The sequence below is a fragment of the Streptomyces sp. NPDC101234 genome (genome assembly GCF_044767525.1).
In the GTDB taxonomy this organism is placed as follows: Bacteria; Actinomycetota; Actinomycetes; order Streptomycetales; family Streptomycetaceae; genus Streptomyces; species Streptomyces sasae.
The window spans coordinates 34,088-48,755 of the sequence record NZ_JBIWOA010000056.1; the positions used below are offsets into that span (position 1 = coordinate 34,088).

The 14,668-nt window shown below is 67.9% G+C and carries 7 protein-coding genes and 1 pseudogene; 6 read left to right on the forward strand and 2 right to left on the reverse strand.

Annotation, left to right across the window (positions count from 1 at the left end; all coding sequences use genetic code 11):
* The first annotated feature begins 395 nt into the window (after nucleotides 1-395).
* From ACIRR9_RS51420 to ACIRR9_RS51440, 5 genes are all read left to right on the forward strand, one after another.
* Nucleotides 396-2,165, forward strand: coding sequence for a fatty acyl-AMP ligase (locus tag ACIRR9_RS51420; protein ID WP_403767562.1), 1,770 nt, complete (start codon nucleotides 396-398; stop codon nucleotides 2,163-2,165).
* Nucleotides 2,162-8,818: an SDR family NAD(P)-dependent oxidoreductase gene (locus ACIRR9_RS51425; RefSeq protein ID WP_403767565.1), complete on the forward strand. Its 6,657-nt coding sequence runs from the start codon at nucleotides 2,162-2,164 to the stop codon at nucleotides 8,816-8,818. The genes ACIRR9_RS51420 and ACIRR9_RS51425 overlap by 4 nt, the downstream gene beginning before the upstream one ends.
* 185 nt (nucleotides 8,819-9,003) lie before the next feature.
* Nucleotides 9,004-10,014 carry an alpha/beta hydrolase gene (locus tag ACIRR9_RS51430; RefSeq protein WP_403767568.1) on the forward strand — a complete coding sequence of 337 codons (1,011 nt, stop codon included), beginning with the start codon at nucleotides 9,004-9,006 and terminating at the stop codon, nucleotides 10,012-10,014.
* Nucleotides 10,015-10,027: 13 nt separating this feature from the next.
* Nucleotides 10,028-11,266, forward strand: coding sequence for a glycosyltransferase (locus ACIRR9_RS51435; protein ID WP_403767571.1), 1,239 nt, complete (start codon nucleotides 10,028-10,030; stop codon nucleotides 11,264-11,266).
* Nucleotides 11,267-11,804: 538 nt separating this feature from the next.
* Complete coding sequence (locus ACIRR9_RS51440; RefSeq protein ID WP_403767574.1) at nucleotides 11,805-12,113, forward strand: hypothetical protein; 309 nt, start codon at nucleotides 11,805-11,807, stop codon at nucleotides 12,111-12,113.
* A 974-nt stretch (nucleotides 12,114-13,087) separates the two neighbouring features.
* Here the strand turns inward: ACIRR9_RS51440 and ACIRR9_RS51445 are convergent.
* Complete coding sequence (locus ACIRR9_RS51445; protein WP_403767577.1) at nucleotides 13,088-13,624, reverse strand: WD40 repeat domain-containing protein; 537 nt, start codon at nucleotides 13,622-13,624, stop codon at nucleotides 13,088-13,090.
* Between the two features lie 85 nt (nucleotides 13,625-13,709).
* Between ACIRR9_RS51445 and ACIRR9_RS51450 the strand changes: the two are divergent.
* Nucleotides 13,710-13,937 (forward strand): annotated as a pseudogene (locus ACIRR9_RS51450) (IS3 family transposase); the annotation flags it as partial.
* 50 nt (nucleotides 13,938-13,987) lie between these two features.
* Here ACIRR9_RS51450 and ACIRR9_RS51455 read toward each other — a convergent pair.
* Nucleotides 13,988-14,668: serine hydrolase (locus ACIRR9_RS51455; protein WP_403767580.1), on the reverse strand; the 681-nt coding region annotated here is incomplete at its 5' end.

Consider the following 14,668-nt stretch of genomic DNA (forward strand, 5'->3'; position numbering starts at 1 on the left):
GTAGTACGGCCACGAGGATGGAGAGGACACGTAGTCGGCTCACGGTACCTGCCTTGAGTAGCGCCGACGGTGGTAAAGGGCCGCCACGTTCCGCAGGCCCTTCTCCGTACTTTGCCTCGTGGGCATGGTAGGCGCGACTCCGTGACGGCCTGACTTCGGTATCTGGTGTGCCGAAAACGCCGCTCGCTTTCCGGTGGGTCGCTCGGACGGGACTCCCGGAGTGGCGCCGCATCCGCGGTGCCCTTATATGTAGGGATGATCACCATCGCTGCCATCATGCATTGGGGATGGATGGCGAGCGGTGACGTCTGTCGTCAATTCTCCGGAATGACTGACGGCTGAGGGGTCCCGCTGCCTGTCGAGAACGAAGGTTCGGTGAATTCATGCTGAAAACCATGGAAGACACGATCAGTCATCATCTCACTCGGGCCGCGGAGCGGGCCCCCGCCGAAAATGCCTTTACTTTCGTGGACTTCAGTGCCGTTCGCGAAGGAACCCCTGCCTCTCTGACGTGGCGCGAACTGGAGAAGAGGGTCCGTACCCTCGCGGCGGCACTGCGTCACGGCGGTGCGGTCGGCGAGCGGGTGGCCCTCGTGGGGCCGCAGAACCTCGACTACGTCGTCGGCTTCCTCGCGGCCACGTGCGCCGGCGCGATCGCCGTTCCCCTGTTCCCCCCGACCCTGCCGGGCCATGCGGAGAAACTGGCCGCCGCGCTCGCCGACGCCGACCCAGTGCTCGCTCTCACCAGCCCCGACTCGCTTCCGGCCGCGGAGAAGTTCTGCGCCAACCAGGACGGCCTCCGCGTGCGTGTGACCACCGAGGAGGACCTGCTCTCGAGTTCGACGGCGTGGGCCGAACCAGCGGACGGTGAATATTCTCATCCCCGCCCCGAGGAGTGCGCCTACCTGCAGTACACCTCGGGCTCCACCCGCATGCCGTCCGGCGTGGAGATCACCCACGCCAACGTCTGCGCCAACGCACGCCAGGCGCAGAAGGCGTACGACATCCGAGCCGGGCGCAACTGCACCGTCGGCTGGCTCCCCCTCTACCACGACATGGGGCTCGTGCTGGCGATCGTGCTTCCCGTCGTCGGCAACGTCCACTCCGTATTCATGGATCCGCTGGCCTTCGTCCAACAGCCCGTCCGCTGGCTGCGACTGCTCAGCGAACACCCGCGTGCGCTCACTGCCGCCCCCAACTTCGCGTACGACTACTGTGTGCGCCGCGTCACCGAGGAGGAGCGCGCAACGCTGTCGCTGGGGTCGGTGACCGCCATGATCAACGGCAGTGAACCCATCGCGGAGCAGACGCTCCAGCGATTCCAGCAGGCCTTTGCGCCAGTTGGTGCGGTTCCCACGGCGATGCGTCCGTCCTACGGGCTGGCCGAGGCGACTGTGTTCGTATCTGCCTCATCGGCCGGTGAGGAACCGACCGTCACCTCCTTCGACCGCGACGCGCTGGCAGCCGGCACCGCCCGGCCGGCCGAGGGCACCGAGGAACAGGCAGTGAGCCGCCTGGTCGGCTGTGGACGGCCCACCGACCAGGAGGCCGCCATCGTCGACCCGGTCAGCCTCGTCCGGCTGGAGGACGGGTGTGTGGGCGAGATCTGGTTGAGCGGCCCCAACGTCGGACGCGGCTACTGGGGAAGGCCGGAACAGAGCGAGGCGACCTTCCGCGCCACTCTTCACGGTGACAACCCGGGCCAGGGGACGCAGCACTGGTTGCGCACGGGAGACCTCGGGGTGTGGCACGACAACCACCTCTACATCACCGGTCGCCTCAAGGATCTCGTGATCATCGACGGGACCAATCATTATCCGCAGGACATCGAGCACACCGTCGAGAACGCCCACCCGGCGATCCGCCGTCATCACACCGCGACGTTCTCCGTCCCCACCGACGACGGGGAACGCCTGATCGTCGTGGCCGAGCACGCCCGTGACCTCGCGGAACCGCACAAGGTCCGGGACGAGGTGACACGCGCGGTACGTGCGGCGGTGTCCACCGGTCACGCCATCGCCATGTACGACTTCGTCCTCGCCCAACCCGGCACCGTACCGCACACCACCAGCGGGAAGGTCGCCCGCGGCGCTTGCCGCGAGCGTTACCTCCGGGGTACCTGGGCCTCCGACTCGCACGTACAGAAAGAGACCGGAGACGCATGAACCAGCCAGGCGAACACGGGGAGGCGGTCGAGGACGACGCCGAGGCCACCACCTCCATCACGGACGGTCGCTCCGGATCGGGCGCTGCCGAGTTGCGAAGTGCACTGGTGCAGTTGGTCTCAGACATCAGCGGCATCTCGCCGGAACAACTCGACGACGGCCGGCCTCTGGCGGAGTACGGTCTCACCTCCCGCGATGCCGTCGGACTGACCGGCGAGCTGGAGAAGATCCTGGACCGATCACTGGCCACCACGCTGCTGTGGGAGTACCCCACCATCGGACAACTCGTTGCCGCCCTGACGAACGCCGACCAGGCGGATGCCGTGCAGTCGGACCGGCAGTCCTGTACGCCCGATGATGCGGCCGCCACCGCCCGCACTGACGACGGTGCCATCGCCGTCGTCGGCATAGGGTGCCGCCTGCCCGGCAACGTGCACGGGCCGGACGCGTTCTGGGACCAGTTGATGGCGGGAATGGACGCGGTCGGTCAGGTGCCGGAGAAACGCTGGCCAGACTTCGCCGGAACGGCGCCGGAGGCCACCGCCCTCATGGAATCCACCACACAGTGGGGTGGCTTTCTCGACGACATCGAAGGTTTCGATGCCAAGTTCTTCGGCATCACGCCGCACGAGGCCGAAGTCATGGATCCCCAGCAACGGCTGCTGCTCGAAGTCGTCTGCGAGGCACTGGACCATGCGGGCGTACCCGCCCCCGCCCTGCAGCGCACATCCACCGGCGTCTTCGTCGGACTGAGCGCCCTCGAATACGGGCATCTGACCACGTCGGACCCCACACGACTGACCGCGTGGACCGGCACTGGGGCTGCCGGCAGTATCGCCGCCAACCGCGTGTCCTATCTGCTCGACCTGCGGGGTCCCAGCATCACCGTCGACACTGCCTGTTCGTCGTCTCTCGTGGCCGTGCACCTGGCTTGCCGCAGTCTGCGCAGCGGGGAGTGCGACACGGCGCTGGCTGCAGGCGTCAACCTCCTTCTGTCCCCGGCGGTCACGGCCTCATTCGACCAGGCCGGCGCACTGGCCGCGGACGGCAGGTGTAAACCCTTCGACGCCGCGGCGGACGGATTCACCCGCGGTGAGGGCTGCGGCGTCGTCGTGCTCAAGCGGCTCGCCGACGCCCGGCGCGACGGCGACAGGGTGCTCGCCGTCATCAGGGGTACCGCCGTGAACCAGGACGGCCGTTCGGCGGGTCTGATGGCACCCAACCCGGCGGCGCAGGAAGCGCTGCTGCGGGACGCCCTGCGCGACGCAAACATCAGCGCGACCGAAATCGATTACGTCGAGGCGCACGGGACCGGCACCCTTCTGGGAGACCCCATCGAGGGGACCGCGCTCGGGGCTGTCGTCGGACGTGGCAGGCAGCCCGACCAGCCACTGCTGATCGGATCGGTCAAAAGCAATCTCGGCCATCTCGAAGGCGCGGCCGGCATTGTCGGCCTGATCAAGACAGCGCTGGCCCTGCATCACGGCCGCATCCCGGCCAGTCTGCACTTCCACAGCCCCAACCCTCACATCGACTTCGCCGAGTTGGGCTTGCGCGTGGTCACCGAACCGACCGCATGGCCCACCGCCGGGGACCGTCCGGCGCGCGCCGGTGTGTCGGCCTTCGGCTTCGGCGGTACGAACGCTCACGCCGTACTTGAGCAGGCGGTCCCGACCGGCGCGCATCCCACGCATGCCGACGACGAAGAGGCCGGCGACCCGCACATCCTGGTGGTTTCAGCCCGTTCCGCGGACCGGCTCGCCGACACGGCCGCGAGTCTGTCGCAATGGGTTGCAGCCGGCGACGCGCCCGCCCTCACCGACATCGCCCACACGCTCGCCTCGCACCGCCGTGGCCCGTCCTGCGCCGCCGTCGTCGCACGGACCCACTCCGACGCGGCGTCCGGGCTGGCCGCACTGGCCCAGGGCGAGACGGTACCCGGCGTGGTGCCCGCGTGCACGGACGCACGAGCGGCCTCGTCGTTCGCAGCGCAGCGACCGGTCTTCGTCTTCTCCGGTTACGGCTCACAGTGGGAAGGCATGGGGCGGGGCCTGTTGACCGACGACGCCGTCTTCGCCGCCCACGTATCCGAGCTCGACCCGCTCTTCCTTGCGGAGACCGGCTTCTCCCTTACCGACATGCTCATGGCCGATTTGACCAAGACAGCGGACCGGATCCAGCCGCTGATCTTCGGAATCCAGGTGGCCCTGGCGCGGACCATGCAGGCCCACGGTGTGGAACCCGCCGCCGTCATCGGGCACTCGATGGGCGAGGTCGCAGCCGCCGTGGTCGTCGGTGCTCTCGACGACCGCGACGGAGTGCGCGTCATCGTCCGCCGGTCGGCCCACCTCGCCATCCTCGAAGCCACCCAGGCAGGGGCGATGGCCGCGGTGGAGCTGCCCGTAGAGTCCCGGACGGCCGTCCTCAGTCGCTTTCCCAGTGTCGAGGTCGCTGTTCACTCCTCGCCCCAACGCTGCACGGTGGCCGGCCCGGCCCAAGCGGTGCGCGACCTGGTGGACGAGCTGACCGATCAGGACCGGCTCGCCCGACTGTTCGAACTGGGCGGAGCCACCCATACTGCCTTGGTCGATCCCATCCTGGCGCCACTGAGCGAGGATCTTGCCGACCTGTGCCCGCGCCCACCGGCCACACCCTGGTACAGCACAGTCCTTGATGATCCCCGTGCAGGCGCGGCAGCCGATGCGGGCTACTGGTGCGCCAACACCCGCCGCCCAGTGCTTCTGCAACAAGCGGTGACAGCGGCAGCCGAGGACGGTCACACCCTGTTCCTGGAGATTTCACCCCACCCCATCGTCGTCGTCCCCCTCGCGGAGAGCCTCGACACCACCCCGGCGGGGGATCAGGCGCTGGTCCTTCCGACCCTCCGCAAGAACACCGACGACACCGTCCAGGTACGAGTCGCGTTGGCACGGCTGCACTTCGCCGGCGTCCCGCTGAACCCCGGACTGTGGCCCGCCGGTGCACGCACTGCACTGCCCACGCCCGCGTGGCGGCATGAACGGTTCTGGTTCCCTCGCTCCGCCCGATCGACCGAAGTTGGCGGCAATCCCCTGCTGGGGGTGCGCACCGACGACCCGAGAACCGGCGCCGTGCTGTGGCAGGGAGACGTCGGCTCGAACTGTCACGGCACTCGTGGCAAGGTCCACGGCAGAGCGGTGCTGACCCTTGCCGAGGCCGCGGAGTTGATGATCGAAGCCGGCCTGGACCTATGGGCCCGGGAGGGCATCACTCATCTCGGCATCGAGGACCTGCAGATCCACCGGTGGCTCGCCATCTCCAGCAGCACCCCCCTGACCACGGTGTGGGAACCGGACTCCGGCACACACGGAACCATCAGCCTCCACGCCCGGGGCGCCGAAACCGTTTGGCACTGCTACGCCTCGGCCCGTGTCACCCGCGCCCCGGAACCCCAGGACGAGCCTCACCCCGAGCCGGAATCGAAGCTGACACTCACCCGGCACTTCATCCCCGAGGACCCCAGATCCCCTCACCGGCCGTCCTACGCACATGTCCTGACCGCCATGCTGGAGGCGCAGAGCGCTGCGGAGACGCCACCGGCCGGGGACCGCACCGTCCAAGCCGCCGCACATACCGTCCCGGTCGGCATGGGGTCCCTGCTCGTCAAGGGGCCGGGCATCCTTGACACCGGCTATGACATCAGTTGCACGCCCGCCGACGGCGCCGACCCGACAGACGCGGACGTCGACCAGCGGCATGTCTCTGCACGGGGCGACACGAGCGAGATCGTCGCTCGGTTCGTTCAGCTGCGGCCCGTCGAGCGGCACGAAGTGCCACGGGCCCTTGAGACGTGCACGTACGACATCCAGTGGGAGAAGTCCACCGTTCCCCTGCCGTCGCTGGGTCTGCGGCGTGTCTTGCTCATCAGCGACGAATCAGACGCCACGGCCTCTCTCTTGGCAGCCATGGAAGCCGGCGGTACCGACGTCACGGCGACGGATGCCCGGGACGATGCCTGCGACGCCGTGCTCGCCGCCTGGCTGGAGAGCCCACAGGACGGCCAGAGCGCGGTAGTCCTGTTCTTCCAACAGGAAGAACAGGACGACGACATGCGGTCACTGCACAGGGCGGCACAGTTGGCGCGTCGCCTGGCCAGTGCAACGCACCGGCAACCGCCACGCCTGTGGATGGTCACCGTGCTGGCACAGGCTACGGGGTCCGGGGAACCAGGGACGCCGTCTCTCGCCTGCCTGCGTGGACTCGTCCGGGTTCTTGCGCTCGAACACCCCCAGCTGCGGGCCTCGCTGGTAGACATCGACAAGCAGCCCGGAGCAATCGACGACCTTGCCCGCGAACTCCTGGCGGGCAGCGACGCGGACGAGATCGCGTGGAGGGCCGGCACGCGCCTCACCGCGCATCTCGCCCGCGCCGAACTCAGCGCACAGCGCAACGACACCGTGGCTTTCACCCGCCCCGACGGCGCGTACGTCATCACCGGGGGCCTGACGGGACTGGGCCTGGCTACGGCGAGCCGGCTCGCCGAGCAGGGCGCCGGGCGCATCGTCCTCAACGGACGCCGTGCCCCGGGACCCGAGGCCCAGGCCGTCCTGGCCGAACTGCAGGAACGGGGGACTTCCGTCGCGGTGGTCCAAGGGGACATCGCGGACCTCGACGTGGCGGCGGAACTGGTGGGTGCCGCGCTCGCCGACGGCCACACGCTGCGCGGAATCGCGCATTGTGCCGGCGTCCTGCACGATGGCGTGATCACCGACCTGGAACCGGCGGATATCGACACGGTGCTGCGGCCGAAGGCCGTAGGAGCCCAGAACCTTGAGGCGGCTATCGCCGACCTCGATCTGGACTGGTGGGTGATCTACAGTTCCGCCGCGGCACTGCTCGGCTCACCCGGACAGTCCGCCTATGCGGCTGCCAACGCCTGGCTCGATGCCGTGGCCCACCGCCGCAGAGCCAGTGGCCTGCCCGCGACCTCCATTGCGTGGGGCCCCTGGGAGAACGTCGGCATGACAGCCGGGAACCAGGCGCTGGCGCTGGAGCCCATCCAGGTGAGCGAGGGAATGGACGTGCTGCAGGCACTGGTCACCCTCAACTGCGCGCACGTGGGCGTCGTCCACCTCGACGCGGAGCGCGTGCTGGAGGCGTTCCCCGGCCTGTCCGCCATTCCCTTCTTCTCCGACGTCCTCGAAAACGGTTCAGCCGGCCCCGACGACTGGGTTGGCCCCCACGGTATCGGGGCTCTCGGCAGCTCCGCCGCGGACACGGTCTACACACGCCTGGTCCGAAGAACGGCGGCCATCATGGGATTCGCGGCCGCCGAACTCGGCGAGACGGTCCCGCTGACCGACCTGGGCTTGGACTCCCTGGTGGCGGTACGCGTCCAGAACACGATCCGCCAGGACTTCGGCGTCGACGTGCCCGCGTCCCGCCTGCTGCGCGGCGCCAGCCTGCGTGAAATCGGACGCGCGGTACTCGAACAACTTGGGCTGGACGTCACGGAGCCGTCGGCCGGTTCCCGGCCGACGGCATCCGAGGACAATTGCCGGGCCGAGCCGTCCCCACGCACACTGCCGAGTGTCCTCAACCCCAGGGACGCTGCGGAGCGGCTGGTCGCGAGTTCCTGGGCCGAAGTCCTGCAGCAAGGGCCGAGGGACGTCCGGGAGGACTTCATCACCGCCGGCGGAGACCACGACGCTGCCGCAGCCATGGCGGACGTCATTCGTCGGCGCCTCGGCGACGACATCGAGTTGAGCCTGACGGCCGCTGCCATCCTTGCCCTGCGCACCGTCGCAGCAGTCGCCGAACTGATCCGGCCCGTCGTCAACCGGACCGGCGGGTCGGCACTCACCACCCTGCGTCCTCCCCTCCCCGGGTCGGAACGGCCTCCGCTGTTCACCTTCCACCCCGCCGGTGGCCCGACCTCCGTCTACCTGCCACTGACGGGGTTGCTGCCAGCCGAGCAGCCCGTGTACGGCCTGGAACGCGTCGACGAGCTGAGCACCATGGAGGAGAAGGCGGCCCGCTACCGCACACTCATCCGTGACATCCAGCCGGAAGGGCCCTACCACCTGCTCGGCTGGTCCTTCGGAGGGTGTCTCGCCTACGAAGTGGCGCTTCAACTGAGGGAAGAGGGACAGGACATCGGGTCTCTCGGGCTGATCGACACCGTCCTGCCGCCCGTCCTGCCGGAACCGGAATCACGGGAGTTCCTGCTCGAGCGTTTCGGTCGTTTCGCCGGATACATCGAGAAGACGTACGGGCACCGCCTCGACTTGCCCTACGAAGAGCTGGCGGCCACCCCGGACGATCAGCAGATCGACGTTGTCATGCGTCTGGTCGCCGAGGCGGGACTCGACATGAGCCCAGGGATCATGGAGCACCAACGGACCTCGTACATCGACGCCCGCGTCGGTGAACGATACGTCCCTCGCCCTCAGGAGGGCCACGTAGTGCTCTATCGCGCCAAGCAACCGCAACAGCTCACCGCCGCTTTGGACCCGCGCTACCTCCGACAGGACGCCGACCTCGGGTGGGCGCCCCTGTGCCCCATCCTCGAGATCGTCCCGGTCGACGGTGACCATCTGTCCGTCATCGACCCCCCGCACGTCCAGACCATCGCGCAGCACGTCACCCGAGCCATGGGGTGGCCCACCCAGTGATCGGAGCACCGCGCCTGTTCCGCAGCCTCACTTGTGGAACAGGCGCAACCGATTGTCGCCCGCCAGAGCACGGCCTGTGGGCGAGTGATGTTGTGCCCGGTACGCCGAGAACACCGATCGGCTGTACGGAACATTTGCCCTCAGTTGGCCGGGGTGTCTGCTGGTGGTGATCAACATATTTCGTCATGATCCCACCTGTGTGGGTCACTCTCCTGAAGTACGCGAAAAAGAATCTGGTCTGTCTCGGGCTCGCCGCGGCTCTTCTCTCGACCGAGGCACAAGCGGCTGAGTGGAAACCGGGCGCCTCGCCCTGGCCTCACCATACGGAGGCCAGCGTCACTGACGTGAAATTCATTGACGAGCGAATGCGTGATCTCATGGTCAGTTCCCCGACGATGGGAATGTCCGTCCCGGTCCGCGTCATTCTTCCCGTGCACTGGAGAGAAGAGCCGACAGCCACCTTTCCGGTTGTCTACTTGTTCCACGGCGGTGACGACGACTACACGTCCTGGACACGCGAGACAGACGTGGAGGCGCTGACGAAGAACTCTGACGTGCTGGTCGTCATGCCGGATGCCGGAAAGAACGGTTACTACAGCAACTGGTTCGCCGGTGCCGCCAGCTGGGAATCATTTCACACTCACGAACTCGTGCGGCTCATGGAGGAGAAGTTCCGTGCGAGCCGCTCACGAGCCGCCGTGGGAGTTTCCATGGGGGGCTTCGGCGCGCTCAACTACGCGGCGCACAACCCGTGGATGTTCCGGTACGTGGCTTCAATGAGCTCTTACGTGGATCTGAACGACCCTGCCGTGCGGCTGGAACTCGCCCTTGGTACCGCGAGGGAAGGTATCGACATCAAACAAGTCTGGGGCGACCCGGTGAAGAACGCCGAAGTCTGGCGGGCCCACAACCCTGCTGCAATGCCGCGTGCCTTCCGCGGAATGCACATCCATCTCTCCGCGGGCAGCAGTCAGACCGGACCGCTGGACACGGGACGCCCCGCCGATGAAGTGCTGGTGAGCATGCTGGGCGAGGCACCACTGTCGGGGCAGATCGAAAGATTCGCGACGGTGCTTCGCTCTGAAGGGGTCGACGTCACGACGCATCTTTACACGCCGGGGACGCATTCCTGGCCGTACTGGGAGGCGGAGTTGCACAGCATCTGGCCGTCCGTCATGAAGTCGATCGGGTCGTGATTCCATGCGGACAGTGGTGATTTTCGCCGCGGGATCCCGCGGCGACGTCCAGCCCTGCCTGGCCCTGGGGCGAGCACTGCTCCGGCGAGGCGACACGGTGAGGATCCTGGCCAGTCTCCGCTACCGGCGTCTGATCGCCGAGGCAGGTCTGGATCTTCATCCCCTTCCGGTCGACCCGGTGGAGATCGTCGAGTCGGCCGAGGGGCAGGAACTCCTCGCCGGACGACGGAACCCGGTGGCGTTCATCCGGCATATGGACCGGGTCCTACGACCCCGCATGATGTCGATGCTTGAGGAGACGCAGATCGGCTCGAAGGGAGCTGACCTGATTCTGGCACCAACCTTCAGCTTCCTCGGTCTTCACCTGAGCGAGTACCTCCAGGTCCCGCACGCCGTCATTCACTTCCAGCCGAGCCAGCCCACGAAGGTCTTTCCGCACCCGTTCGCGCCGGCTGCCCGGATGCTGGGGGGTGTGGGTAACCGGCTCAGTTTCGGTGCCGTCGACCTCGGGTCCTGGATGGTGTTCCGACGGTTCGTCAACACATGGCGCCGGGAGACTCTGGGCCTACCGGAGTTGTCCCTGGCGGCCCCCTTCCGGCCGGTTCGCCAAGCCCCCGTACTGTGTGCGTTCAGCCCCACTGTCGTGCCGAGGCCGTCCGACTGGGGACGGAACGTCCACGTCACCGGCTTTTGGCATCATGATCAGCCGCTGTGGACCCCACCACAGCGATTGCTTGCCTTCCTGTCCGCCGGCCCCCCGCCCGTCTACGTCGGATTCGGCAGCATGAAAACCGGCGACCCCGAGGCGACCGACGCCCTCGTACGGACGGCCCTGCGTCGGGCGAACCTGCGTGGAGTGCTGCCAGGGGACCCCGCCACCAGCGAGGACGACATCCTCGTGGTCGGCGACACCCCCCACGACTGGCTGTTTCCCAGGATGGCCGCTGTCGTCCACCACGGCGGAGCCGGCACGACGGCCTCGGCACTGCGCGCCGGAAGACCCTCCCTGATCTGCCCGTTCTTCGGAGACCAGCCCTACTGGGCCACACGGGTGCACGAACTCGGCGCGGGGCCCACGCCTCTGCCGGTCCGAAAGCTCACCGTTGCCGCCCTGGTCGATCGCCTGCACACCCTCACCCAGCATGCCCCCTACACCGAGACCGCGCGTCGGCTAGGCCGGGACCTGGAAGCCGAGGACGGGGTCGCCCAGGCCTGTCAGGTCCTGGACCGGCTCGGAGTCGGCTCTGCGTGATCAAGGCTGATCAAGACGTCCAAGAACGTTTCCGGTGCCGGGCTGGAGAGCTGACATAGTTCCCGCTTGCTGACCGCGACGCCGGTGTCCTCGCCCTCGATGCCGGGCAGTTCCGCCCAGACCACGAGGCGTCGTCCGTTTCGTGCAGGTCGGCCAGGGGCGAGAAGGCCCTGAAGGAGGGTGCGACACCGACGGCCTGAGGAGCCGGTTCATCCGCTCGAAGACGCCATCGAACTCGGCGGCGATCAGCTCGACCCAGCCCGGGAAGGGAAACGCTCGTTCCATGAGATGGCCGGGCCGGTGGTGTACGAGGAGAGTCATCGCGGTTCACCTCCGCGAAACGACGGCATTCGGGCCATTTCCATGCTGTGGGTATCCGTGACGGCCCATGGAACGGGCCAGCCGACGATCAGCTCCAGGCTCCCGTGGGCCGCGGACTTGTCTGATCAGCGGCGCCTCTGATCCCTTCGGGCGGATCCGCTCCACCGCTTTCATGTCTGACCAGTGGGTGCTCGTTGTTCCCGGCAGGATGGCAGGCATGGGTCACTGGGTGTACGAGTTCTCGGGTTTCCCCGACTCGGGGGACTACCAGCAGATCGCGGATGATGAGGAGCCGGGCGATGTGGTGTTGCGCGAATGCCCGGGCGGCCTCGGAATCGTCGACGGATACGTGCGTGAGAGCGTCGACGACGTGATGATGGTGGCCCGCTTCCGTTGGGTGGCCAGTGGAGACCCGTCCGCGGTGAGACCGGCGGTACTACGGGCAGCCGGACTTTTGCCCCTCGCGCGGCAGCGGGCGCGGCCGGTGCCTACGGGCAGCGAGCTGGATGTCGGCGAGTCTGCTTGAAGTGCGTCCCGAGCCTGTTTTTGAGACTGCCGTCGTGGCTGTGCACGACGAGCGTCGCGCACAGCCTTTCTCCCACTCCTCTGTGGCGGGTTCTTCTGTCTCGGTCTCCTCGGCTGTGGTGGGACGGGTTCCAAACGCGCTCCAAGAGCCGGCTGATACGGCCTCACCGCTGCCATCAGCCCCAGCATCTGGACACGGCACCGAATGCCCCTGCGAACGGGAATTGTGAGGGCTGCCGACCGGGCCGGGCACTCGCTCGAATCGACGGTCGAGTGCCCGGCCCTCCCATCGTCCGCAGGGCCGGGGGGGAAGGAGAGACCCGGCGGCCCGGCGGGCGTCTGGTCCCGGCTCACGCCGGGACGGGCGGGGGCAAGCGGGCGTTGTCGCAGAAGCAGCCTGCCCGTGTATCGGTCAGAACGCGTTGGCCAGTGCCTGGGTGATCGCCGAAGCGGGCGCCTGCGACCACGAGGTAGGTGGCGGTGGCAACGTTGTGGGGACGGGCGTCCACGGGGTTGCGGACCTGGTCGGCCGCGATGGCAGCGTTGTTCGACGTCTGGGCAGCCTGCAAGTTGCTGACACAGGGCGCGCCGACAGGACCGCTGTGGCCAGAGGAGCGATGCCGACGATCGCGCCCGCGGCCATGGTGGCAGTGACGGCGGCGACGGTAAGGCGAGAACGGAACATTTTGACACTCCCTTTCAGAGGTGGCCGGTTCACTCATTGGCTACGACGTCGGTGGGAGTGGTTGCCGCCAACTGCCGGCGGCTGCCTGCGGCGAGAACCATACTGCGCATGTTGGGAGTGACGACCGGAACGGGCAGCAGTCACGTTCCCGGAAAGGGATGGGAAACCGCCAGTTCGTAATCCAGTAATGCGACAGATGAGTGGCATCTCAAGAGCAGGGTTCCTATATCACCCGATCGGGGTATGGCATTTGGTGTATACCGGACTTCGACTTCCAGCTCGATCTGCGATCACCCGAGCGCAAACAGTCGCACCAGCTGCGACCCGCCTGTGATGATGCAGGAGACGGCGAGGAACCGGCAGTCCGGGGAGAACACCATCGACGTGGGTTTCCCGTCGAACTTCATCGGTGAACCGACCGGCTCCCTGGCCGCGACGGCCCACAGCTGCACGGTGCGGTTGGTGCCCCGCCGGGCGAGGAGATGACCGTCGGGGGAGAACACCACCTCGTGCACGCCGATGGTGCCGTCCACGAGCGGCGCGCCGGCCGGCTTCAGGACGGTGGGGTTTCGCAGCCGCTCCGGGGCGTCGGCTCGCCGCCGTGTGAGCGGGCGACGTCGGGGCGCTTTGGCGGCGGTCCACAGCTGCACCGGACTGTCGGCGCCGCCGGTGGCCAGGAGCCGACTGTCGGGGGAGAACGCCACCGTCCAGACGGCGCCGGGGTGCGCGAGCAGCCGGCCGACCGGTTGCCCGGTGCCGACATCCCACACCCACGCCGCGCGATGGCCGGCGGCTGCGAGGAGCCGCCCGTCGGGAGAGAACGCCACCGGGTGAAGGCTGTGGGAGGTGTCGCTGAGGAACGGCGGGCCGACTGGTTCTCCGGTCGTGGTGCTCCACAGCCCCACGACGCCAGACGGCACCTATGAGGTTCCGCGCGTCACCGCCGAGCTGAAGGAGGCCGGGAAGCCGGTCAATCACAAGCGCGTCGAGCGCGTCATGCGCAAGTTCCACATCGTCGGGTTGCACTTGCGCAAGAAGGTCCGCACCACCATTCCCGAGCCGTCGGCGACACCGGTGCCGGACCTGCTCCAGCGGGACTTCACCGCTCAGGAGCCGAACACCAGATACCTGCCGTCGGTTCGGGGTGCCTGAAGGGGCGGCCCCTCCGGACCGCCCCTTCCCGCGTTGGATCAGGATGCTTCCGCGACTCGGTTGAAGAGCCGGCCGGCGAGGTCGACGCCTGTGACCGCGCCGTCTGCGTCACGGGAGAAGTAGCCGCGCTGCCCTTTGAGGCCGCCTTCGGTGACGATGTACTCGTCGTCGCCGGGGAGGAAGCCGATGTCCGCGGCCGGGTGGTCGGGGGGCATCTCCTCGTCCGATGCCTCGCGGATCTCCGGCTTGATCCCGACCGCCAGGGTGAGACGGGTGCCGTCGGAGGCGATGTCGAGGTTTATGGCGTCGATCTCGTAGCGGCCGACGACCTGTCGGGCCTGTCCCTCGTCGTACGGGAGCGGCTCCGCCGTCTTCTCGACGATTCCGAGGTAGTGCTCAAGCGCCCACCGTACGACGGACTGGTTGAAGGGGTAGCCGTCCGGGCCGACGTTGGCCAGGGAGACCACGGCGAAGTTGCGCTCGGGCACGATGAGCAGCTCGGCGAACTGGCCGTTGCCCGAGCCGCCGTGCCCGATCCCCTGGACGCCGTCCAGGTCGTGCAGGAACCAGCAGATGCCGAAGCCGTCGCCGAGCGTGCTGGCGCGCAGCTCGACCGTCTGCTCTCGCATGCGGTGCAGCTCCGCGGCGGGCAACACGCCCTCGCCGTCGCCGAGTTGGAACCGTGCCCAGCGCAGCAGGTCGCTCACCGAGGAGGCGAG